Annotated in this window: 1 protein-coding gene (cut by a window edge); it reads right to left on the bottom strand. The window is 70.3% G+C overall.

What is annotated here, in order from left to right; genetic code table 11:
* Positions 1-27: 27 nt before the first annotated feature.
* Positions 28-26,428 carry the 3' portion of a hypothetical protein gene (locus tag ACRWNM_RS05355; RefSeq protein WP_431964074.1) on the bottom strand. 18,617 nt of this gene lie beyond the right edge of the window, so 26,401 of the gene's 45,018 nt are visible here — the last part of the coding sequence; its start codon lies beyond the right edge, outside the window; the stop codon is at positions 28-30.

Here is a 26,428-nt window from a genome sequence, read left to right as displayed (position 1 = left end):
ACACGGAACCGGCCGACGGGCCGGTGATCACGCGGAGAAGATGCGTTCGCGGCGAGCCGGGTCGGACAGCACGTCGCGGATCAGCATGCCGAGATCGAGATCGGGCGCCACAGCAGGGTAACGCACATCGCACAGCACGGAGCCGGCGATCGACAGCGCGAAACGGGTTGTGCGCTCGTTGATTCGATCCCATCCGACGGTGACGTGCTCGGCCTCGAGGTCGATCGTCCGCCCGGCGACGCGCAGTAGAAGCCTTCCGCGGTCACGGTAGAACACCAACCGTGTCTCACCGACGGTGCCGTAGACGCCACCCACAGGACCGAGGCCCGTGTTCATGGCGCGCAGATCACCGGTACCCAAATCCAGTTCGGAGAACTCACCGAACCCGGTGTGCGACCGGACGACGATCGTGTTCCCCCGCGGTTGCGCGCTCTCACCGCCGGGACCGCGCCCGTTGCCGAACACCGAGGCACGCGGCACCGCCCGGGAAGGACGCGCAGGCGCACTCGGGGCCGCCGTACCCGGCATCCCGGGCGCTCCCATCGCACCTGCCTGCGAACCATTCGAGGCCGGGAAGCCGTTACCGGAGTGACCGTTCACGCCATTCGGCTGAGCATGACCGTTCGACGGCCACGGCGCCCGCTGATCGCCGGTCTGCCCTGCGGATTCGCCGCCGTAGGCGCCGTTCGACGGCGAGTCGTACTGCGGCGCGGGCGAATCCGGCCGTACCGGTGCGGGCGCGTCGTAGTATCCGGCCCCGGGTGAACCCGGAACCCCGAATCCATTGCCGCCTTGTCCGTTACGAGTCCCGTCACCTTGCGGAGACGGCAAGTCGAGACCAGACTCCAGCGGCTGCGGCGAGCCACCGGGAGACCCGAATCCGTTGCCCGACCCCGGCTGCCCCGGCGGTAGCGGCAATTCCGGGCGCTCCGGGAGTTCCGGTAGCGGAGCCTGCGGCTGCGGAGCCGGCGGCAGTGGAACTTCCGGAACCTCCGGGATCGGAGGCGCCTGCCACTGCGGCAGCGTCGCCGGCGGCACCTGTTGCCCAGGGGCGAACGGCTGCGGCGACGGAGATTCCGGCGCAGACGGAGCCGGGAACTGCGGCGGCGCAGGCGGAACCGAAGACACCGACGGTTCCGGCAACGACGGCGCAGGCCACGATGGAACCGGCTGCCCAGGCGGGAACGGCTGCGGCGACGGAGATTCCGGCGCAGACGGGACCGGAAACTGCGGCGGCGCAGGCGGAACCGAAGGCGTCGGGGGTTCCGGCCACGGCGAAGCGGGCCACGGCGAGACCGGCGGTACCGGCGGCTCAGGTGGGAACGGCTGCGACGGAGGCTCCGGCAATGGTGGAAGCGGCGGGACCGGTCGCTCCGGTGGCACGGGTGGTACCGGAGGCACAGGCGGCGACGGGACCTCCGGGAGCGGAGGTTGCGGCAGCTGAGGGATCTCCGGGAGCGGAGGCACCGGCCGTTGCGGAAGCACCGGCGGCTGCGACACCGGCGGCACCGGCCGTTGCGGAAGCACCGGCGGCTGCGACACCGGCGGCACCGGCCGTTGCGGAGGCTGCGGCGGCTGCGGCAAAGGAGGCACGGGCGGGTTCGGCGGGACCGGTGGTGGCATCCGAGGGTCGCGATCGTCCTCCGCGCCACTTCCGGCCGCGAGACCGGCTCGCGCACCACCGTCGGGCCGCGAACGCCGCTCGCCTCCCTCCGAACGCTGCTCCCCCTCGGTCCGACGCCCACCTTCGCCGCTCTCCGACCGCTCGCCACCTTCGGCCTGCACCCCACCCTCGAGCCGCGACTGTCCGCCCTCGCGATCCGGCCGAGCCGAACCCTCCGACCGCGACCGGCTCTCGCCGACCTCCGGCCGCGCCGAACTCTCCGGCCGAGACTCGCCTTCGCCGACCTCCGAATCGGACCCACCCTCAGACTGAGGCCGCCCCTCGCCGACCTCCGGCCGCTCGCCACCTTCGCTCTGCACACCACCGTCGGGCCACGACTGTCCGCCCTCGGCACCCAGCCGAGCCGAACCCTCCGACCGCGACCGGCTCTCGCCGACCTCCGAATCGGACCCACCCTCAGGCTGAGGCCGCCCCTCGCCGACCTCCGGCCGCGCCAAACTCTCCGGCCGGGACTCGCCTTCGCCGACCTCCGAGTCAGCCCGACCCTCAGGCTGTGGCTGCCCCTTGCCGACTTGCGACCGCTTGCCACCTTCAGCCTGCGCCCCACCCTCAGGCCGCGACTGTCCGCCCTCGGCATCCAGCCGCACCGAACCCTGCAACCGCGACCGGTTCTCGCCAACCCCCGAGTCAGCCCCTCCCTCAGGCTGTGGCTGCCCCTCGCCGACATGCGACCGCTTGCCACCTTCGGCCTGCGCCTCACTCTCGGGCCGCGACTGCCCCTCCCCACCTTCAGCCTGCGCCCCACCCTCAGGCCGCGGCTGTCCGCCCTCAGCATCCAGCCGCGCCGAACCCTCAGACCGCGACCGACCTTCGCCGACCTCCGAATCGGCACCACTGTCTGGCCGCGACTGACCCTCGCCAACTTCCGAATTGGCCCCATCCGCCGACAACAGCTCAACCGTCGGGTCGTCCGGGTGCGGAATCGGCAGGGTATCCACTTCATCCGCCGACGGCAGTTCGACGGTCGGACCATTCGGGTGCGGAATGGGCTGAGTATCGACGGTATCCGGCGATGGCAGCTCTACGGTCGGGTCATCTGGACTCGGAATCGGTCGGGCGGGTCCGTTTTCCGAGGGTTCCGGGGTGTGGTTGACCGGGCCCTCGGGGTTGGGTGGGAGTTGGGGGCGGGGGCCGGGTGGGAGGGGGTTGGGGTCGTCGGGGTCGATTTCGGGGCGTGGCGGGAGGAGGTTGTCGGGCCCGAGGGCGGCGGGGGCGTATTTGATGCCCTTGCGCCAGTCGGTGAGGGGTGGTCGAGCGGCGTCCCAGTCGAAGCCGATGCGGATGGCGTACTGATTGGCGTCGCGCCAGGCGGCGCCGTACGGGTGGGCGCGCAGGTAGTTGGATTCGGCCAGAGCGTCCTGGAGCAGGAGGATATCGGCGGGCAGGATGTTGTCGCCACCCGCGATGAGCCGGTTCCAGGCTTCGGCGACATCGGCGACCGGGTCCAGCGGGAGACGGCGCGGCACGCCGTCGCGCGGATCGATGCGCAGATGCTGATCGCGCATCAGATGGTTCTTGATCTGGGCGATCTCCTCGTGGGAGAACGCCGGAACGGCGTGGTCGAGCCGTTCGGCGACCGCACGCGCGATTGCCGCGCGATCGGGACGGAGGCCCATCAGGGCATCACGGATGTCGTCGACCAATCGTGCTGCGTCACCGGGCCTTTCGTGATCCAGATGCCCGGTGATCGCCTCGACGGCGCGGCTCAGGTCGGGGCCCGGATCGTCGGGGCTGCGGTGCGTTACCTCGACGAGTCCGGCGGTGTAGTCGTCGATGACATTCGCGATCACGTCGACGAGCACGGCGGCCCGCACCGCACGCGCCGCGCCTTGGGCGGCCGGATGGTCGTCGAGGTTGTTGGCGACGGTGTCGATATCGCTGTCGTCACCGAGATACCGCCGGTATTCGGCGTTGGCCCAGTCCTGCACCCGCTGCCAGGCTTCTTGTTCCTGCCGCTGGCGCTGCTTGAACGGTTCGCCCAGTTCACCGTTGTCCGGGGCACGTTCGGGCAGCTGGTATTCCCGCGCCATCGGCTGCACGTCGCGTTTCGGCGCCCGGAACCACGGGTGCCCCTTGAAGCCCGGTTTGATCCGGCCAGGATGCTCTTTATCGCTGAACCAGGTGAAGCCGAACAGTTTCGCCGGTTCCAGGGTGAGCCGCAGAATGTTGTAGGCCAGGTCGGCGAACGGCAACTCGTAGGTGGGCATGCCGTTGTCGATCGGTGAGCCACCGGGGATGGCCGGCAGGAACGCTTGGTTGACACCCGGGCCGTTGCCGACGAACGGGTCGACGATCGCCGCTTCGACCGGCGCCATACCCCACCCACTGACGCCTTCGGGCAGCAGGCGTTCCTCATAGGTTTTCGGTACGGTCGGGCCGCCGGTGCCGGCTTCGCCGCTGCGCGGATCCAGCGAATGCCAGTTGCCTTCGCCGTCCTGCCAGCGCACCATGTGCAGCGGCGGGCGACCGTCCATCGCCGGGAGCGTGGTGAACTCGCGGTTCGGCCCCGGCATCCGCGCGATCCGCACCGGTGCATCGTGCTCGGCGACGATCCAGCAGAACTCGATGCGGGCTTCGTGGCGCGTCATCGCCTGGGCCACAGCGGGATCCGAGCGGATCGCGGCGGCGAGCGCGGCATCGTGATCGACGCGCGGATGGACGTTCGGCCCGATCGGCGCGACCACGATGATGCGCGGCTGCTCGCCTTCGATGAGTCCGACGCGCGGATGTCCTTCGCCGGGATCGATCGGGCGCACACCCAGCGCGTCGAGGATGTCGCGGCCCGCACCCGCCAGTTCGGCCATCTGGCCTTGGATTCGGTGCACGAGCTGTTCGCCCTGGCTGACGCGGGTGGCGGCCTCCCGCAGCAGGGCGATATTGCGGACGTGCTCGTCGGCCTGGTCGGCGCGGATGGTCCGGTTCGCCACCTCGTCCAGGGTGGCGCCCAAACCCTCTGGACCCAGTCGGCTTTCGTCGACTCGGAGCCGGCGCGCGAGGTCGGTCCGCATCAACCGCCACGGCTTGCACGCGAGCACGGCTTGCGCGCGTTCGCGGGCGAGGCGATCGAGCTCGGCCTGAACCTGTTGCGAAAGTTCGGGCTCCGCGACGCCGACCCGACCGAGTGCGGCGATCTGCCGATCCAGTTCGGCCAGTTCGGAATCCGCCTCGTTGAAGCGCTGCGCCGCGTCCTGCAAGTTGAAGATCTGCTCGCGACGGCGGGCGATCTCATCGGGGCCGACCAATTCCTGTGCCCGCGTGGCGCTTTCCTCACCGGTACCGGCGACATCGCGGGTGCGGACGATCCCGTTCTCCAAGTGTTGCAGCGTACTCGCCAGATTCGCCTGGTTCAGCGCCTCGTTCGGGTTCCGGACCGGCAGTGGGATATCCACGAACCGGGAGAACCGATCATCCCGCTTGGCCCGCCAGAATGCCCGTTCGGCCGCCAACTGCGCACGCCTGCGCATCAACTCCTGGAGGACAGCCTCAGGCGTACCAGCGAGCTCCTGCTCAGCGATCTCCGCATCGAGCCGCGCCACCTCGACTTCCGCCGCCTCGAGCCGCTCGGTCGCCCGCGCCAGCGCCGCCGCCTCGGGACCTCCGGGATCCGCCTCGGCCAGCAGTTCGGCCAGCACCCGCCGGATATCCCGCGACTCCTCCCGCCGCGCCAGCGCCTCGGCGCGCGCACCCCGCAACCGCTCCAGCTGGGCCCGCGCCTCCGGAGTCAGCTCGTCCGCCCCAACCAGCGGCGCCACCTCCGGCCGACCGTCCAGTGCCTCGAACTCCGCCGCAGCCTGCGGATCTTGAACCCGCGGCTCCTCCTGCGCCCCATCCAGCTCCGTCTGACGGCGCTCGTTCTCGGCCAGCGCCTCATCGAGCTGCCGGCTGCGCTGCTCGAATTCGCTGTCCTGCGACTGGCGCGCTGCCTGCGCCCGGCGCGCGATCGCGTCGAGCGCCTCTTGCAGGCGCGCCTCGGCGCGCTGACGCATGGCCTCGAAATCGGCTGCGACCTGCGGATTCTGGGTGGGCGGCTGAGGCTCCTCCCCCGAACGACGTTCCCGCTCGGGCGACCCGGGCGAATCTCCCGGAGGAGGTCCCGGCTCGACCGGACCAGGCAGGGGCCCATCCGGCCCGAAGTCGCTCGGCACGTGGATGATTCGTCCGTCGTCACCGTAGGTGATCTCGATGTGCCGGACGACGACATCCGGTCGGGCCAGCAGCGGACGCAGACTCGGGTAGTCGGCGGCGAGCTGAGCGCGCACGTCACCCGGCGAATTCCAGCCGACGACCACGATCCGGGGCGGCTCGCCCGCAACGATGCCGACCGTATTGTCGATCCGGTTCGCACCTTCCTCGGCCAGCGCTTCGCGCTCCATCGCCTGCGCGACCGCTCCGTCGAGCACCTCCAGCACGGATTCGGCCCGGTTGAACCGGGTAGCCGCTTCGCGCAGAGTCTCGATACGCGTTGTCTGGTCCGGCAATTCGCGGGTCAGCCGGGCGATGGTGTCCGGCAGCGCGTTCTCGGCCAGATCGCCTTCGCGCACCGGCAACCCGTCCATCGCCTCGGCACGGGCCGCCCGCGTGGCATCCAATTCCTCTACCGCTGCGGCGTTCTCGGCAGCAAGCCGGTTCGTCACCCGCCGCGCCAGATCGGCATCGGGACGATCCCCCGACCCGTCCGGCTCCGGCGTGGCCACCGGCGGCCCGACAGGCGGCTTCCGACCGCCGCCACCGTCTCCCGCGCCCGGTTGCGGCTGTGTCACACCAGAATCCGAATCCGCGCCTTCGGTCCGCACACCCAACGGCAACGTCGGATCGTCCGGCCCCGCTGGCTGCGACCACGCCACACGCGGATCAACCGGCGCCTCCGAAACAACACCACCCTCACCGGCAACCGGCTGCGCCCACGCCACACGTGGGTCGACCGGCGGCATACCCGATCGACCTTGCGGCGGCATCCCTCCCACCGGTGGCACATTCGGCGGAGTTGCCGGCTGGGTCGCGGCCAGCTCGGCGTCCACCCGGCTGACGTCGGCTTCGGCGTCGGTGTACCGCTTGGCTGCCGCGCCGAGTTCCGATGCCGCGGCTTCGCCGGGGTTGTGGCGGAAGTTGGCGGTGGCGGCGTCGAGGGCGGCACGGGCGGCGTCGCGTTCGGCGGTCGCGGCGTCGCGTTCGGCCAGGAGCTGGGCGATGCGGGCGGGGCGCTGCGCTTCGGCCTCGAGTTCGTCGGCGCGGCGGGTCAGAGCCTCCAACAGCTCGAGAGCGTCTGCGCGGCGTTCGATTTCGTTGCGCAAGTCTGCCTGAACGGCGGCCAGCTGATCGGGAGTGAGGCGTTCCTTCTGATCGATCTTGCCGTCGCGATAGACCTCGTAGACCTTCGCCCACCGTGCGGCTTTCGCGGCCACCTCTTCCGGGGTATCGCCGGGCCGCACCGGTTCGGGCAGTTCGACGCCGACCGTCCGGGTGAAGTCGGGGTTGGCGCGGGGTTCGGGTGCGGGTCCGGTGTGCGCGCCGAGAATGCCGAAGCGGTCGAGGATGTCGGCGCCTTCGAGCGCATCGGTGAGGATGTCGAGATCGCCGACGACCTCGAGCAGGTGCGCGATCGCCTTGTCGTGCACCGGGAATTCACCGTCGGTGACGCGCGGATCGACCGCGTCCTCGCCGTAGCGGACCGGGTCGAAACGGTCCAGCCCGTTGATGGTCCGGAAGTATTCGGCGAGCGCGTCGATCAGATTCTCGCGCTCGCTCTCTTTGCGGGCGAGCTTGGCGATCGCCTTGTTCAACCGCTTCGGGTCGGTGCCGGACGTGTCCGGCAGATACTTCATTTCGGAGTTCTTGTAGCTGCGCGGGAACAGGTCCCTCGGGAACCGGCCCCGACGACGCCCGACACCGAGTCGCTCGGCGAGCCGATCCCGGGCGCCGTCCACCACACCGGAATCGGTGCCGCGCAATAGTTTCGCGTAGTCGACCAGATCCTCGACGGCCTGCAGACGGCGCGCCTTACCCAGATCGCCCCCGACCAGCGCCCGGGCGACCTGCTCGGGCGTCAGCTGATCGGTTGCCAACCCGAGGCGGTGCGCCAGCTGAGAGCGCGCATCGCTGAGCGCGTGGAAATCGTCGATATCCCAAGCGGTGCGGCCGTAATCGATAATCGCTTCGATCTGGGCCGCGCGGAGCGCGTTCTCGGCACGCAGCTGCTCGATGCGTTGCCTGAGCGCCTCGGGGTTGTCGAGCTCCCCTTCCGGTATGCCGAGGCGGTGCGCCAGTTCGTGCCGGGCCATCTCGACTTCGCTGCGGGACAACCCTTCTGGGAGTAGTGGCGGCCGCTGATCGGTTTCCGCTGGCGCGTTGTCGTAGACCGGACGCCACGTACCGTCATCGTCGCGCACCATGGTGGCGTCCAGGACGCGCCCGTCGACCTCCTGCCGAATGTGCCGCACCGCGACGGGTTCACTGTCCAGCAGGCGCATGGACCCGTCCGGCTCGGCATGCGCGATCCGGAACACGACATCGACCAGTCCGTCGTTGACCGCCTGTGCGAGTTCGGGATGCTTCCGCAGGGCATCGGCCAGCACCCGTTCGTGGTCCAGATCTCCGTCGAACACCAGCAGCCTGGGCTGCTGCCCGGCCTCCCCGGGCAGGATCCCGATGCCGTCCACACCGGTCAGCAGGAACCCACCGTCGGATTCGACCGACGCGCGCAGCCCCAAATCGGCTAGCTGACGGGTGAAGTCGGCTACCTCGCCGTCCACCCGCAGATAGTTCCGCATCTGCTGCTCGATATCCGCGAGACCGCGGGCCTGCGCGCGGATGTGATCGATCGCCGCGGCGAGCGCGCGCCGGGGATGCACGTCCAGCTGCCCGAGATCGGTGCCGAGCAGCTGCGCCCAGACGGCGCGTTCGTCGCGAATCTGGTCGCGCCGCAGCGCGTTCTCGAAGTAGGTCGGGTTGCCCTCGTCGGTTCCGGGCTGATCGGTGTAGTTGAGATCGCCCCAGTCCCTGCCGGGCTCACCACCGTTGTTGACGCCCTCCCAATCGAGCAGGGTGGTGGGACGGTCGTTGGCGTGGATGACCTCCCGCAGGAACCGGGTCATCGGATCGGAGTCGAAGAAGCTGACTTCGGTGCTGTAGGGGATGCGGCGGTTCTCGGCGTCGTAGCGGGCGGCGGCCTCGGCGAGCCCGGCCAGCGCACCGATGCGACGGGCCTGGTGGTAGCGCAGTACCTCGAAGGCCTGCCGGACCGATTCCGGCGTCACTTCTGGCCCCAGGTCGGCGCCCAGGTCACGGACGGCGGCGATCAGGTCGGCGGCCAAGTCCTCGCGCAGGTTGGCGGCGTCGGCTAGGTCGCGGGACAGGTCGGCGAACCGGCCGGTGGCATTCGGGTTCGGCTCGTACCGCACCCGTTCCGGGGCGGGCGCCTGCTCTTGCTTCGGCTGTTCGGCGTCGGCCTGCCTGCGCAGCTCCTCGACATCTTCGCCGGTTTCCTGGCGGACCTGTCTCGAGTCCGCCTCGTCCAGCCACGGGCGGTATTCCTCGCCGTTGCGGGAGCGGGCAGGCGGCGGGTCGCCCGCATGGTCCGGGATACGGCTGGTCAGCTTGTTCAGGAACGGGATGAGTTCCCGGTTCTGCCACATCGTCGCACCCTCTTTGAGGATGCGCACGGGGTTGAATTTCGTCTGCAGCACATCGCCTTCCGGCGTGTGCTTGATCAGCGGCACGTTCGCTTCGTGCGCGACCACCGACTGTCCGGCGCTGTCCACACCGGACCCGGACGGGTATTTCGGGGTGTGCCCGGCGAACCCGCTGCGCAGCTGAGTCCACATGCGGCGCACCAGGTTGGGGCGGCGCTCAGGCGTGGCGGGCGGTTCCGAGGTGGGCAACGGAGCCGCTTCGGGCGCGGGTGCCTCCGGACGGACGACGGGTGGTTCGACCCGCCAGCCGCCCGAGCCGTCGTCGACCAGATGCACCGGAACCTGCTCACCGTCGACCTCGATGGTGTGCGGGCGGGTTTCGCCGGTCGCAGGTTTCGACCGCGACGCTCCGGGATCGTGCGGATCCGGCGGTTCGGCCGCTGCGGGCGGCTGCTGGCCCGGCGGCGTCGTCCCGCCGCCACCCCCGGCGGCTTGCGGCTCACGCGCGTCGCCGGGAACCGGATCGCCCTCGCCGGGTGCGACCCTGGCGCGGTGGGATTCGGACGTCGCCTGGGCGGGCCCTTCGCTGTTCGACGCGCGCTCGGCACCGGCCTCCGGCCGCCCCGAATCCGTTGGCGCCGTGCGCGCGGCTCCCGCGGGGTCGGTGCCGGGCTGCGGACCCGGCCGCGCCGGCGCGCCCGCCGCACCGGAGTCGTCTCCCTTCTCGGGACGCGGGTGTCGCCCTTCCTCACCCGCTTCGGACGCGGCAGCACCGCCGGGCCAATGCACAGTCCGCGGATCGACCAGCGCGACCTCCGACGACCCCGCACCCTCCGGCGAAGCCTTGCCCGCACCCTCCTCGGACTCAACCGTGCGACCACCCGGCCAATGCACCGTCCATGGATCCGCAGGACGAACAACCTGCGCCGCAACACCTTCCGGCGATGACTCGCCGACGCCGGACTCGGTCTCCACCGCACCCCCGGGCCAATGCACCGTACGCGGATCGACCGGCTCAGCTGCCGAGGACGCGGCATCTTCCGAAGCTCGCCCGTCGACGCCCTGGTCTGTCTCCGCCCCAGACTCCGCAGCGACTCCACCGGGCCAGTGCACCGTGCGCGGGTCGACAGCATCGGCCGCGCCGGGTGCTCGCTGTGGCTCGGCGGTGGAGTCGTATCGGACCTCGTGCAATCCGGCCCGCGCGAATCCCAGTCGGCGCTGCGCCGCGACGAATGCCGTCTGCGCCGCAACCAGATCGGCGCGCCGCTGCTCGACGTTGTGCGCTGCCGCGCGGAGCCGATCGACGTGTTCTCGGGGCACGCCCTCGTCGAGCAGTCGGCGCAGCGTTGCGGGCAACGCCTGGATGGTCAGCTCGGCCGAGGCGATACGCAGCTGCCCGATCTCGGCCCTGAAGCTCATGACAGCGTCGAAATGCGCGTCGGCAAGCACATCTCGCTGGGCACGCGCTCGCTCGAGATCCGCGCGTGCTCGGTTCACCGCGGCGTCGCGCTCGCCCGGCTGTCGTGGTGCGCCGCTCTCGCTGGGCTGCCCGTCCGCGCCACCCGGATCCCGCTGCGCGCCACCAGCATCGCGCTGTCCGGCGCGGCCATCTGGAGCCTGCTGCGCACCCACGTCCGCCGGTCGCAACGGGCTCGAACCGACCGCGACCGGCCCGTTCGCTCCGAAATCTGTGCGATGCCAGATGATTCGGCCGTCGGCCCATTCTTCGATCCGTAGGTGGCGGACGACGACGTCCGGCCGCCCGAGAGCCAACCACAGGTGGGGGTGGTCGGCGGCAAGCCGGGCGCGCACATCGGTCGGCACGTCCCTGCCGACGACCACGATCACCACCGGATCGGACGGCACGATACCGACTCGGTCGTCGATCCGGCGTGCGCCCGCCTCGGCAAGCACCTGCCGCTGGATCGCCCTCGCGAGCGCCCGATCCACCGCGGTCAACCGCTGCTCGGCCGCGTTGTAGCGCACGGCCGCGTCCCGCAGCGCACGGGTCCGCGCCGACTGCTCGGCGAGTTCCGTGACCGGCAGGGTCCGGCCCTCCAGCCGTTCGACCATGGCGTCGATGGCCGCGTCATCGGTCAGTTCTGTCTCGTCGACCGGCAGCCCGCGCATGGCCTCGGCCCGCCGCGACCGCGCGTCGTCCCGCTCCCGCAGCGCGGTCTCTCGCTGGGCATCGATCCGCTCCACCACGCGACGCGACCGCTCGGCCTGCGACATCGCCGGTCGACCGCGCCGCGCGGCCTCGAGCTGCTGCTCGATGCGCGCCAGCTCGGCACGCGCCGCGTCGTACCGGTGCGCCGCGGCCTGCCATTCGCCCAGCTGGGCAGGCGATTGGGTCTCCGCGTTCGGGGTGCGCACCCCGGTCACCTCGGCGTCCACGCCCGCGGTCGGTTCCGCTTCGCTCTGCCCGCGCCTGCCGTTGACGACGTCCAGCACCGCACGGGCGGCGCTGACCCGGACCAGAGCGGCGGCCCGTCGGGCCGTCAGGTCGGCGAGCTCGTCGCGACGCGCAGGACGCGGGGCGCGCGTGCCCTCGTCACCGAAGGCGGTGTTGCGTGCCGCCGTCAGTTGTGCGGTGAGGCGCGCCAGTTCGTCACGCGCCGCGAGGTATCTGCGTGCCGCCGACTCCAGCTCGTTCAGCTGAGCTTCCCAGCGCTCCGTGGCCGCACCGACCGGTCTTGTCCTGTCCCGCCGCTCGTGCAGGGTCTCGTCCAGGTTGTCGGTGAGGTCCGCCTCGCCGAACCGGTGGGGTCGATTCGCCTCGGCGCGCTCGGCACGCGCCGCGTCCAGCTCCAGGACCGCGGCCGCGTGATCGGCTTCCAATCGCTCGATCACCTCGGCCCGGCGCAGCGGTCGCCCTGACGCCTCGGCCTCCGCGCTCAGCTCGCGGTACGCGGCACTGGTTCGCATCAGCTCGTCATCGATGCGCGCCAGCTCGGCTCGAGCGTCCCGGAACCTGGTCGCGGTCGTCTCCCGGCCCGGGTGGCCGCTGTCGATCGCGTCGTGCGCGGCCTCGGCCGCGTCCAGTTCCTGCGCCGCGGCGGCGCGCTGCGCGGTCAACCGGTCGATCAGTGCGGGTCGCTGTTCGGCTTCGGCCAGTTCGAGCAGCTGGTTGTTCATCGCGGTCAGCTCGGCGATACCACGCGCGCGGGCAACGACTTCCGCGCGCAACGCGGCCTGCACCTCGGCGAGCTCGGCAGGTGTGAGCCGTTCCTCTTGGTCGATCCTGCCGTCGCGGAAGACCTCGTACACCTCCGCCCAGCGCTTGGCGTCGGCATCGGTCAGGTCGACACCGACGGTCAGCGCCCAGTCGCGGCTCGGTGCGGCATGCCCGCTCGCGGAGACCTCATCCGGCCCGAAGTCGCCGACCCGGTCCAGCACATCGATGAGCGTGTCGACATCGTCGACGACGTCGAGCAGGTGCTGGACCGCACGCTCGTGCACGGGGAATTCGGTATCGCCGACGCGGGGGTCGACCGCGTCGGCGCCGCGGGTGACCGGATCGTACCGATCCGAACCGTTGATGGTCCGGTAGAACTCGGTGAGCGCGTCGACGAGGTTCTCCCGTTCGGAGGGTCGGCGCATCAAGTGCCGAATCGCGCGATTCAGCCGTTTCGCGTCCAGACTGGACGGGTCCGGCCGGTACTCGAGCTCGTCGTTCTTGCGATTGCGGGAGAACAGATCCTTGGGGAACCTGCCCCTGCGCCTGCCGACCCCAAGACGCTCGGCCAACTGATCCCGTGCGGCCTCGGCCACCGCTTTGTCGTCGGCCCTGGCCACCTTCCAGTACGCGATCAGGTCCTGCACGGCCTGATACCTGCGCGCGGAGCCCAGATCCGGATCGGTCAGCGCCCGCGCCATCGCCTCCGGTGTCATCGCGGCGGGATCGATATCGATCCGGGTCGCCAGCTGCCAACGCGCGTCGGTGTGGTTGTTGAAGTCGTCGATGTCCCAGGCCGTGCGGGCGTAGTCGATGACCGCCTCGATCTGGCTCGCGCGCACCGCATTGTCCAGTGCCAGCACGCGCAGCCGTTCGGCGAGCTCCGCCGCGGAACCGCGCTCGGATTCCGGGATGTCGAGCGCGGCGGCGAGATCGTCACGGGCGGTAACGATCTCGCTGCGGCTCGGTGCGGGGCGCTGCTGCGACGTCGCGCCGGAATCGGCGGGTTCCGGCAGCACCGGACGCCACCCGCCCTGGCCGTCGTCGATCAAGGTCAGGTCGAGCAGGCGGCCGTCGATCTCCTGACGGAGGTGCACGATCCGTCCGGGATCGGCGTCGGTGAGATGGAAGGTGCCATCGGGTTCCAGTGTGGCCGTCCGGAAGACCGGCTCGACCAAGCCGGCATTGACCGCCTCGGCGAGATCCGCGTAGTCCCGCAGCGCCCGGCCGAGCACGGCCTCGTGGTCACCGTGGCCGTCGATGACGACCATCCGCGGCGGACCGCCGGGGTCGCCCGGCAGCAGCGCGACACCATCGATGTCCGGGAGGAGGAAACCAAGGTCGTCGATGATCGACGAGCGCAGAGCCAGATCCGACATCAGCCCGGTCAGTTCCTGGACCTCGGCGTCGGCGCGCAGGAAGTGGCGCACGCGGGACTGGAAGTCGGCGACATCGGTGCCGTAGGCGCGAATCCGGTTCGCCGCGTCGATCATCGTGAGCCGAGGAAGCGCACCGAGGTCGACGATGTCGACGTCGAGCAGCTGAGCCCAGACCGCCCGTTCGTCGCGGATCTGATCGCGGTTCAGCGCGTCCGCGAAGTAGCGAGCGATGCCCTCGTTGCGACCCGGCTCGTCGGCGTCGTAGAGCTCACCCCACAGCGGGAACGCGTCACCGTTGGCGATGCGAACCACGCGCAGCCAGCTGGGGTCCCCGCCGTTGGCCTCCATGACCTCGATCAACAGGCGGGTCATCGGATCGGTGTCGAAGAAGCTGACTTCGCGACCGAATCGGATGCGCTGGTTCTCGACCTGGTAGTTCGCCTCGGCGATGGAGAGGCCGACGAACGCGCCGATGCGCCTGGCCTGCTGGTACCGCAGCACCCGCAGCGCGTCCTGAACGGCTTCGGAGGTTTCCTCGTTCAGGTCGACCTCGAGCCGATCGGCCGTGTCGGCCAGCCAGTCGAACGCTGCGCTCCGGCGGCGGGCGGCGTCGATCAGGTCACCGAAGAGATCGCCGAATACGCCGTCGACGCCCGGCGGCACGCCATCGGGGAACGGTTCGGAGCGCGCGGTGGCCGAGGCGTTCTCAGCCCGCCGATCCGCCCGCTGCTGTTCGCGCTCGCGTTGCTGGCGCGCAATCTCCTCGGCGAATTCGCGCCCGAATTCCCGATGCAGCAGGGAAGGCAGCGCCTCGTCGATCGAGGGCAGATAGTCCTCGCCGGTGCGCCTGCGCACGGGCGGCACGTCACCGGTCTGGTCCGGGGTACGGCTGGTCAAACGCCGAAGGAAAGGCAACAGTTCGCGGTTGCGCCGCAGTTCTTCGAAGACCAGACCCAAACGCATCGGGTTGAACTTCATCCCGAGCTGTTCGCCGTGCGCACCGTGACTGGTCAGCGGCAGCCCCGCGAAGTGCCCGAGCAGCGCTTGGCCCGCGGTGTCCTGGGACGACAGCGAAGGATGCTTCGGAATGACGGCGTGACCTTGGACCACGGCCGAGTTACTCACGAGCGGCCACTTCGCCCCTGGCTGGGCGGTCGCGGGCGGTTCCTGGGTCTCCGGCTCTGCGGGCAGGTTGCCGGACTCGTCCGGATCCGCTTGCGGCTGCGGATGTTCCGGTCGCCAACCGTCCCGGCCCTCGGCAACCAAGCGGAGTGGGATCTGCTGGCCATCCCACTCGATGACGATCGCGCGCGGACCGTCAGCGGACCGATCCGGCCTGCCGCCCTCAGACCGAGCGCCGCTGTTCTGCGCGGGATCGGGCTGCTGCGTCTCCTGTTCCGGCGACCTCGACCCGTCGCCCGCCGGGCGCGGGTCTCCAGTCGGTTCCGCCGCAGGCACCGGCGCGCCCGACGATTCCGGCACACCACTCTCGGAGCTCGGCTGCCCTGCTTGTTCAGCCTGCGCCGAACTCGACTGCTCCCCAATAATTCTCGAAGTTTCCGCCGCACCGTCCCGCGTGCCCTGCTGGACGGGCGGAGCGGATGGCTCGGTGGGCACCCGGCGGGCGGCACCCGAGGAATCGGAATCCGGCGTCGGCTCCGGCCGCGCCGACCTGCCCGCGCCATCACCGTCCTCGTCCGGACCCGATGCATTATCGGCATTCTGATCAGGCTGCGGCGCAGCGCCTTCCGCGCCATCACCGGTCGGCTCATCGGGATCCGGCATCGGCACCGGCGGCTCCTGCGGCGGCTTCTTCCCACCCCCATCGGCGGCGGACTCCGGCACCGCCACGGCATCGCCGTCCTCGGCCCTTCCTCTGCCGAACCGTTCTCTGATCCGCTGTCGCATCGGCTTCTTGGGCTGCGGCCGCTCGCCGGATTCCGGTCGTGGGGTCGCCTCGGCCGGTCCGTCCGCTGGCGAGGGACCCGCCAGCTGATCGCGTGCCGCGGCGACGAAGTCGGGATCGAAGGTGACCGAATTCAGGTCGACGTGCGGCGCGGGGTCGAGATATTGCGGCGGCATACCGATGCGAGCTCGCGCCTCCTCGACCAGGATCCGATGCAGCACGCGCGCGGGCTCGCTGGCGCGTACGCCGTTGCGTTCCACGTCGAGGAAGGCGTCGCCGAGCGCTTCCGCGGGATCGAAGCGGCCGTCCTCGTCGAAGCTGTAGCCGCTGAGTTGGTGGAGCCAGCTACGGAATCCGTCGGCGTCGGGCTGCGGTCGAGTGGCCGCGTAGTGCTGGCGCAGCGCGTCCATCGCGCGGTGCTGGGCGCGCCGCTCACCGGCGTTGTCCAGCGCATGGCCGAGCTCGTGGACAATCGCCGAGTACACGACGCGGTCGGCCCCGACGGGCCATTCACCATTGCGCAGTACTTTTTCGGCGAATCGCGCCAGCTCCGACGCATCCGTCGCATAGCGCTGGTTGATCGTGATCCACTCCGAGTTGAGGTAGAACCCGCGCCGTCTGGCTTCCGGCGAGAAGTCCCTGCCGATGCCAGGAACCGTCTCCCCGACAATTTTCGGGTCGGACCTCGGACCGCGCAACGGGCCGAAAGCGAAGTTCCTCAGGTCGATCTCGGGATACTTCGACAGCATCTCGTCCAGCGCCCGTGCCGCCTCCCTGGCGGTCTCGATATCGAGTCCGTCCAGGTCGAAGCCCTCGATCCCGAGCCCGTGACGTGCACGCAGCACCGCCGCGATCCGATCGCGGTCATCGATACGCGACCATTCGTCATCGATTCGAACCGGACCCGGCTCGGCGGCCGACGGTACGGCGCGGTCGGAGTCCAGCGATTCGGAGCGGGGTAGCCCGGTACGTTCGGTCACCGAATTGGACTGGGGTACGGCAGCTTCGGAAGATTCCTTGCCGGTCGTCGGCGCATCTCCCGGCGCACGGTGGCCTCCGGTCTCGACGGGCGAGCCCGCGTCGGGGACCACGGTGGCACGGATCAACCAGTGACCGTCGTTGCCGAGGCTGTGCACCGAGTCGACACGCCAGTTCAGGCCGCGGCCGAGCATCACGACCGGCACCGGCATGCCGGACGGCAGGAAACGGTTCATGAACAGGGCGGGCGTGCCCGCGGGAACGGTCAGCTCGAGGTGGAAGCGGCCGCCGTCGACCGGCTGTGTCTCGCCGAGCGCAACCTGCGGGAACTCCGCGATCCGGTGCAGCGAACCAACCACGTCGCCGGTCATGTCCAGCGGATTCTCGGGCCGGACGTAGGTCATCACCGCGGTGTCGGGAAGGCGGAGGCGGGTGAGGACGTCGTCGAGAATGTCCACGGCCGCGGCCAGTTCGGGCGTGAGTTCCGCGTCACCGCGCAAGGCGGCGTCGATCGCGGCGCGGAATCGGCTGCCGTCGGCGCTCAACGAAGCGATGCGTTCCAGCACCGCGCGCTCGTGCGGGGCGAGCGCGTCGACCACCGCGTCCCAGTTCTCGAAGCCGTACCGCAGGCGTGCACCGAACTGCGGGTTGTCGATCTCGTAGCGGTCCCCGGAGGTTTCGGCGCTGTCGTCCCGTTCGGGGTCGACCGCCTCGTCCCGCTGCTCGTCACGGCGGATCGGCCGTGTGGGTTCGTCCTGCTGCACGGGCGGTTCACCCTGCGGATCCACTGGTCGCCCGTGTGCGTCGCGCTCGACGTTCTCGGCGCCGCGGCGGAGATCGATGGTCGGGTCGTCACCGATGGCACCGGCCGGACCCTGTTTCGTGTCACCGTCGTCCGGCGGCACACCGTTGTCCGAAGGGTCGCCGTCCGGATCATCCGCACCAACCGGACTCGGAAGCTCCACCGTCGCGACATCGTCCGGTGACGGTCCCGGCGGCAGCTGGCCGGGGTTGTGGGATGGCAGCGGTGGACGGTTCGGCCCGGAATCGGGTCCGGGGCCCGGCGGCAACGGAGCGGGACCGTCGTCATCGGTATCCGGCCGCGGCGGCAGCGGAGCGTCTTTGGGCAGCGGGGCGGGCGCGTACCTGATGCCCTTGCGCCAGGCGGTCAACGGCGGCCGCACCGAATCCCAGTCGAAGCCGATGCGGACGGCGTACTGGTTGGCGTCGCGCCAGGACGCATAGTCGTTGGTGCGCAGGAAGTTCGACTCCGCCAAGGCGTCCTGCAGCATGAGCACGTCTTCGGCCGTCGCCTCGTCGCCGATCAACCGGAGCCAGGCCTCGGCCACGTCGGCGACGGCGTCCAGGCGCATGCGCGCGGGCGACCCGTCGATGGGCAGCGCCCGCCGGTACTCGGCCGCCATGTAGTGGTGCTTGATCTGCGCGATCTGCTCGCGGCTGAACGCCGGGACGGAGTTGTCCAAGCGCACCGCGACCTCGGCGGCGATCGCGGCCCGGTCCGGCTCGAGACCGAGCAGCGCCTCACGGATGTCGTCGACCAATCTGGCCGCGTCACCGGGCTGTTCACTGCGCAGTGTTCCGGTCAGGTCCGCGACGATGGCGCTGAGGTCCGGGCCAGGGTCGTCGGGGTTGCGCGTCGTCACCTCGCTGCGCGCCGACATGTAGTCCTCGACGACGCTCGCGATCCGATCCACGGTCTCCGCCGCACGCACCTCGCGCGCAGCGCCCTCGAACTCGGGGCGGGCGGCAAGATTGGCGGTGATGCGGTCGATGTCGCCATCGGAAGAACGGAACAGCCGATACTGCTCGGTGGCCCAGTTCTGCACCCGCTGCCACGCGCGCTGCTCGTCGGCCTGTCTCCTGTCGTAGCCCGCCAGCTCTCCGGGTGCATGCGCACGCTCGGCGCGCTCGGGCTCGCGCGCCATCGGCTGGACGTCGGCGCTCTTCTTCCGGAACCAGGGGTGTCCCTTGAAGCCGGGCGAGATCCGCCCCGGGTGCTCGGAGTCGTTGTACCAGGTGAAACCGAACAGCTTCGCCGGTTCCAAGCTCAACCGCATGAAGTGGTAGAAGACGTCGGCGAAGGGCAGCTCGTAGGTCTGGCCCGGGTAGATCGGATCGCCGCCCGGGATGGTGGGCAGCAGGCCCTTGTTGACGCCGGGTCCGTTGTCCACGAACGGATCCACCACCGACGCCTGGAACGGATTGGTCGCCCAACCGCTCACGCCCTCGGGCAGATCCCGCTCCTTGAACTCCTTCGGCGTGGTCGGGCCCTTGCGGTTGGTCGTCCACTCCGGGCGCTCCGGGTTGACCTCGTGCCAGGTCGTCGAATCCGGCTCACCGGACTGCCAGCGCACCCGGCGCAGGATCGGAGCGTCGTCGGGGCCGAGCGTCATGAATTCCCGCGAGGGCGAACGCAGCCGCCTGGTCGTCACCGGCTGATCGAGTTCGGCCACCAGTTCGCGGTACTCGATCGTCGTCTCCCGCGACAGCATCGCGCGCGCCACCCGCGAATCGCGATGGGTGGCCTCGAGCAGGGCGGCGTCATGGTCGGCACGTGGCGCGGCGAGCGTGCCGCGCGGTGCCATCACGATGATCCGCTGCGGGTCGCCATCGACGAACCCGACCCGGTCGGTGACCTGACGCGCGCCCTCCGCGGCGAGGAAATCGCGCCCCGCTCCCGCCAATTCGGCGATCCTGCCCTGAATGCGGGCGATGCGATTGTCGGCCTCGTTCACGCGCGTCGCGGCCTCGCGCAGCAAGTCGAGGTTGCGGTCGCGCTCGTCCATCAGGTCCACCCTGATGGTCCGACCGGCCACCTCCGCCAGCGCCTCGTCCAGCGCCTCCTCGGGCGACTTCTGCTGTGCGACGGCATTCGGGCCGAGATCGTCCTCGTTCACCCGCAAGCGTGCGGCGATATCGGCGCGCATCTGCCGCCACGGCTTGGACTCCAGCACCTCGCGGGCGCGCTCCCCGGCCAGGCGGTCGACTTCGGCGCGCACCTGCCGCGACAGCGGTTGCGGCTCCCCGATGCCGACCCGGCCGAGCGCGGCGATCCGGCGATCCACTTCCGCCAGCGCCGCCTGCACGCGGTTGTACCGCAACGCGGCATCGTGCAGCTTGAAAATCTGCTCGCGACGACGCGCGATCTCGCCGGGATCGAGCTGCTCGCGCGCCACATACCCGGCCTCTTCGCCGGTGCCGGCGATGTTCCTGGTTCCGCCGACACTCGCTTCCAGGTGTTCCAGGGTGCGCGCCAGATTGGACTGGTTCAGCGCCTGCGCGGCATCGCCGAACGGCAGCGGAAGATCACTGAACCGCGAATACCTGTCATCGCGCTTGGCGCGCCAGAATTCGCGTTCCCTGGCCAGCACGGCGCGTTCGCGCATCAGCTGCCGGTACACGCCCTCCGGTGTGTTCGACAGTTCGAGCTCGGCGATCTCCGCGTCGAGCTCGGCCACCGCCGCATTCGCCTCGTCGAACTCTCGCGCGGCCCGCGCCATGGCGTCGACGGACGACGCGTCCGATGCGTCGAGGGCCTCCGCACACGTCCGCCGGATGTCGTCCCGTTCCGCGCGCAGCGTCACAGCCTCGGCGCGCTCCGCACGCAGCCGATCCAGAGCCTCCTGGACCTCCGGCGGCAACGGAGCGGCCTCGGGCTGCCCGGCCTGCGCCTGCTCGCCTGGTTGCGCGGGCTGCGGCTGCTCACCCGGCCCTTCTACCTTCGACTGCTCGCCGGGCTGCTGTGATTCGGGGGCCGGTGCGCCACGGTGCGCCTGCTCCCCGTCGGCCTCCTCGTCTGCGGAATCCCTGCGGTGCTTCGCCTCGTAGGCGGGCTGCTCACCCGACTCATCCGCAGGCTGACCACGATGCCGCCCCGCACCATCACTCGATTCCAGCGTCCGAGGCTGTGCACCTTCGGATTCCGCTACGCCGGGCTGCGACGCACCATGCCTCGGCTCATAATCCTGCGCCTGCGACTCCGACTCGTCAGCAGGCTGACCACGATGCCGCCCCGCACCATCACTCGGATCCAGCGTCCGAGACTGCGCACTCTCGGATTCCGCGACATCGGACTGCGGCGCACGATGCTTCGGCTCGTAAGGCTGCGCCTGCTCCTGCGACTCGTCCGCAGGAAGACCACGGTGCTTCGGCTGGTACGCGTCGGGTCCGGCGTCGGACTCGTCCGCCGGGCGGCCGCGGTGCTTCGGTTCGGCCGTTTCGGGCTGCGAAACTCCTTGCTGCGGAGCAGCATGCTTCGGTTCGTAGGTTTCCGCCGGGGGCTGTGATTCCGCCGACTCACCACCGGACTGCTCAGCAACCCCCGATCGACTCATATCGACCGTCGGATCATCCTTCTCGGCAACAGGATTCGACGCAGACCCCGGCTCCGACTGCGGACCACCCGGCCACACCCTGGTCCGTGGATCCTCCCGCCGACCGAGATCGACCCTCGAATCATCCGCTTCGGCAACAGGACCCGACGACGACTGCTCACCACCTGGCCACACGGTGGTCCGCGGATCCTCCTGCCGCGGCTGCCCGAGCTGACGGTGAGCATCGCGCAGCGCCCGCTGGTATCGCTCCTCGGCCCGCTGACGCGGCGACCGGCCGCCCGTTCCGCGCTCCTCCGGTGCGGCGCCGGTCGGCCGGTCCGGGCCGAAGTCAGTGCGCCGGTGCGTAATTCGACCGTCGTCGAGGGTGGCGATCTCGATGTGGGTGACCACCACTCCCGGCCGCGCGAGCAGCGGGCGCAGCAGCGGGTACTCGGCCTCGAGCTGGGCGCGCACGTTCCCGGGCGTATGCCAGCCCACCACGACGATGCGCGGCGGCTCACCGGCCACGACACCGACGGTGTCGTCGATGCGACCCGCGCCCTCCTCGGCCAGCGCTTCGCGCTGCATGGCGCGGGCCAGCGCCTCGTCGAGCACCTCCACCTCGGACTCGGCGGCGAGGTAGCGCAGCGCGGCTCCGCGCAGTTCCTCGAGGCGTACGGCCTGCTCGGGATGCGCCCTCGTCAACCGGTCGATGGTGTTCGCCACCTGACCCGGGGCCGGGCCCAGCTCGTCGCGGGTGACCGGCAGGCCCGCCATCGCGGCGTCCCTTGCCGCGTCCGCCGCATTCAATTCCCGGACGGCGGCGGCATTCTCCGCCGCGAGCCGCTGGGTCACCCGGCGGGCGATCTCGACATCGGTCCTGCGCGAGGGTTCATCGGGATCGGGGGTCGGCGTCGGGGGCGGCCCCTGCGGGGGTACCCGGCCGCCGCCACCGTCGGCGGCGGGTTCCGGCCGCGTGGGTGCGCCCGAGCCCCCATCCCCGTGCGCGACCGTATCGTCGGCAGCGGAAGGCAGCGCGGCGGGCGGTTCGGTGGGACGGGTCGCGGCCAGCGCCGCGTCCACCCGCGCCAGCTCGGCGTCGGCGGCCTGCTGCCTGCGCGCGGCCGCGGCCAGATCGTCGAGCGCGGCGGCGCGCTCCTGCGGTTCGGTGGCGCGGTAGCGAGCCGTGGCCGCCTCGATCTCGGCACGGGCCGCGTCGAGTTGGCCGAGCGCGGCGCCACGCTCGCCGAGCAGTCGCGCGATCTCCAGCGGTCGACGCGCCTGCCGATCCAGTTCCGCGGCCCGATCGTTGAGCGCGGCCAGCATGTCGAGATCGGCGGCCCGCCCGTGTACCTCGGCGCGCAGTTCGGCCTGCACCTTCGCCAGTTGCCGCGGGGTGAGCCGTTCCTTCTGGTCGATCTTCCCGTCGCGATAGATCTCGTAGACCTTCTCGAAACGCTTGGCCTTGGCCGCTTTTTCCGCATCGGTATCGGACGGCTGAATCGGTTCGGGCAGATCGACACCGACGGTCCTGGTGAAATCCGGGTTCGGCGTCGGCCGCGGATCGGGCGCGGAGTTGTTCGCGCCGAGCATGCCGAATCCGTCGAGCACCCGGGCGCCGCGCAGTGCCTCGGCCAGCGACGCGAGATCGCCGACCACGTCGAGCAGGTGCGCGACGGCCTTGTCGTGTACCGGGAATTCGACATCGGCCAGGCGGGGGTCCACCGCGTCCGCGCCGCGCGACACCGGATCGAACGGGTCGAGCCGATTGACAGTGCGGTAGTACTCGGTGAGCGCATCGATGAGGTTCTCGCGCTCGGCCGGTCTGCGCGCGAGCTTGGCGATCGCCTTGTTCAGCCGCTTCGGATCGGTGCCGGTCCGGTCGGGGCGGTACTTCTTCTCGTCGTTGCGGTAGTTGCGCGGGAAGAGATCCCGGGGGAAACGGCCGCGCCGCCTGCCCACCCCGAGCCGTTCGGCGAGCCGATCCCGCGCTGCGTCGACCACATCGGAATCGATGCCACGCATGAGCGTCGCGTAGGCGACGAGGTCCTCGACGGCCTGATGCCTGCGGGCCGAGCCGATCTTGTCCAGCACGAAAGCCTGGGCAAGCCGCTCGGGTGTCAACTGGCCGGGCTCGAGCTTCAGCCGGTCGGCCAGCTGCGCGCGGGCGTCGCCGATGGTGTGGAAGTCATCGATATCCCATGCGGTGCGGCCGTAGTCGATGAGCGCTTCGATCTGGCTGGCCCTGATCTTGTTCTCCGCGCGGATCTGTTCCATCCGGTCGGACAGCACCTGCGGGTTGTCGAGATCGGACTCCGGGACGCCCAGACGATGCGCGAGTTCCTTACGCGCGGCCTCGATTTCAGTGCGAGACAGCCCTTCCAGTTCGGGCTTCGGCCGCGGGCCCTCTCCTTCGGTCGTCGGCGCCACCTCGACGACCGGGCGCCACTGTCCGTCCTCGTCGAGCAGGAAGGTCATGTCCAGCCTGCGACCGTCCACCAGCTCAGCGGCGTGCCGCACCCGCACGGGCTCGCTGTCATCGACCCGAATGGTGCCGTCGGGCGCGATCTCCGCTGCCCGGAACACCACGTCCACCTGACCGTCGTTGACGACCTCGGCGATATTCGGGAACGCGCGCAGCGCCGAGGCGAGCACATGGGCGTGGTCGAGGTGACCGTCGACCACCATCAGTCGGATCGGCCCGCCGTCGACACCGGGCAGCAGCCCGAGGCCGTCGGCATCCGGAATGAGGAAACCGCCGTCGGAGACGATCGAGGACCGCAGGGCCAGGTCGGTCACCAGCCGGGTGAGTTCATCGGCGTCGCCATCGGCACGCACGAATTCGCTGGCCAGTTCGGCGAATCGGGCGATGTCGTCGGTACGGGCATACACGGTGGCGAGGGCGTCGGCGAGCGCGCCGCGCGGATGCGCGTCGAGATAGTGGAGGTCGACCTGCAGGAGCTGGGCCCAGACGGCGCGCTCGTCCTTGATCTGATCGCGGCGCAGCGCGTTCACGAAGTAGCCCGGCTTGCCCTGGTCGATGCCGGGCTGGTCGGTGTAGCTGAGATCGCCCCAGTCGCGACCGGGCTCACCGCCGTTGTTGACCCCCTGCCAGTCCAGCAGCGTCGTCGGCCGGTCGTCGGCGTGCACGATCTCACGCAGGAAGCGCGTCATCGGGTCGTTGTCGAAGAAGCTGACTTCCTGGCTGAACGGGATGTGCCGGTTCTCCGAGTCGTAGCGCACGGCGGACTCGGCGAGCCCGGCGAGCGCACCGATCCGCCTGGCCTGCTGATACTGCAGGATTCGCACCGCGTGCAGGGCCGCTTCGCCGTCCAGGCCGGGATCGAGGCGAAGACCCATGTCACGGGCGGCTGCCACGAGCCGGTCCGCCAGCTCGCGGCGGCGGTCGGCGGCCCCCGCCAGCTCGTTCAGCAGATCGGCGAAGGTGCCGGTGGCTTCGGTGTTCGCCACCGGGATCTGCGGGTCGGGCTGCGGGAGCTCGTTGGTGGCAGCCTGCTGGGACTCGGGCGAACTCGCCTGCTGCGCCGCGTCGTCGCGCCGTCGCATCTCATCGATGCCGACACCGTGTTCCTTGCGCACCGCTTCGGCATCGGTGTCGTCGATCCAGGGCCGGTATTCGGTGCCGTCCATATCGCGGATCGGCTGGAATTCGGCGGCGCGGTCGGGAACGCGGCTGGTCAGGCGGTTCAGAATCGGGACGTACTCGCGGCTCTTCCACATCGTCGCGCCCTCTTTGAGGATGCGCGCCGGGTTGAACTTGATCTGGAGCACATCGCCGTGCCCGCTGTCCTTGGTGAGCGGCAGACCCACCGAGTACCCGAGCACCGATTGCCCGGCGCCGTCCAGGCTGGAGCCGGAGGGGTACTTCGGGTTGTAGCCCTGGAAACCGTCGCGGTAGGCGGTGTTCGCGAGGAACTTCGACTTGGGCTTGTCGATGGAGCCGGGCGGCTTCTGCGCCGCGTGCGGAGTCTCGACCTCCTTCGGGTTCGTCGCCTGCGGCGCGGTCTCCGATTCCTGTGCGGGCGAATTCTCCTGGCGCAGTACTGGATTCCAGGCGCCCGCGCCATTGTCGGTCAGATCCAGTCGGAAGGTCAGTCCCTCGAACTCGAACAGATGCTCGCGCCGGGCCGCCGGACGCGGCGCGGGATGTCCCTTGCCTTCGTTGGGCTCATCGGGCAACGGCGCGGGGGTGGGCGGCTGGTTCGGCGGCTTCCCCTGCCCACCATCGGCATTCGGGTCCATCGGGAACTCGGGCGCTTCGTAGCTCGCCGGTCCACCACGCTCGGGCCTGCCGTCGGGCCCGAGCCGGATGTCGTCGGCCTCGGCGCCGTCCCGCTCGACCCGATGCATCGCCGATTCGACTTCGGCGCTCGCCTTGCGACCGAACGGCAGTCGGCCCTTCATGCGGCCGAACATGCCCTTGGGCGGCGAGGTCTCGCCGAGATCGGCGGTTCCGTCGGTGAGCTTCTTGGCGATCCTTTCCGCCAGCCGGTCCGGGTTGGTATCGGTCATGCCCTGGAAATACTGGGCCAGCACGTCGGAGGCGAGGCCGTTCCGTGTCGGCGGCGGCACGCGCCAGCCGCCTTGGCCGTTGTTCTCGAGGTAGATCCACACCAGCACAGGGCCGAACGTCAGTTTCTTGCTGCGGAACCGCGGACTCGGTAGCGCATCGACCGGTTTCTGCGGCGGCTGCGGAATCTGGCGCGTGTGCAAGCGGTACGCCACCGCGGCGGGATCGGTCTCACGAAGGCGCGGATTGTTCTGCGCCGCACGGAATCCGATCTCCACCAGATCGTGCCGGAGTTCGGTCGGCCGCCAGGCCGTGCGGTTCTGCGCTCGGAATGCGAACCGGGTTTCCTGCTCGAGGTAGAACGCGTCCTCGCCCAACCGGAGGAACCAGTCGCCGAACCCCTCGTCGATCCTGCCGTCGGCCCGGAACGCCAGGTACTCCGAGAGCATCGACGCGACGGCGTTTTCCAGGGAGGGGCTGCGGAAGGGCCCCTCGACGATGTGGCGGAGAAGGTCGGTCGTCGACGGCTCGCCGGCGGGACCCGGCTCGACCTTCCGGTACCGAACACGGTGCCCGTCCCACAGGGCGTTCTGCAACGCAGGATCGTCGCGCCCCACCGCGCGCAGCGCGTCGAGGTGCCCGCCGTCGCGCGCGATCACCAGCAACTCGGGCGTGCTCGATTCCGGCTTGAACCGCAGCACGTTCGGGCTCAGCGGCTCACCATCGGGGCGCGAACGCAGTTCGTCCTCGATGACGCGCCGCACCAGATCGTCGGCGTCGGACTGGGCGATCGGGCCCGAATCCGCATCC

The sequence above is a fragment of the Nocardia sp. bgisy134 genome, from assembly GCF_965341865.1.
In the GTDB taxonomy this organism is placed as follows: Bacteria; Actinomycetota; Actinomycetes; order Mycobacteriales; family Mycobacteriaceae; genus Nocardia.
The sequence above is the reverse complement of the archived record's forward strand: the minus strand, read 5'-3'. Positions and strand labels throughout refer to the sequence as shown.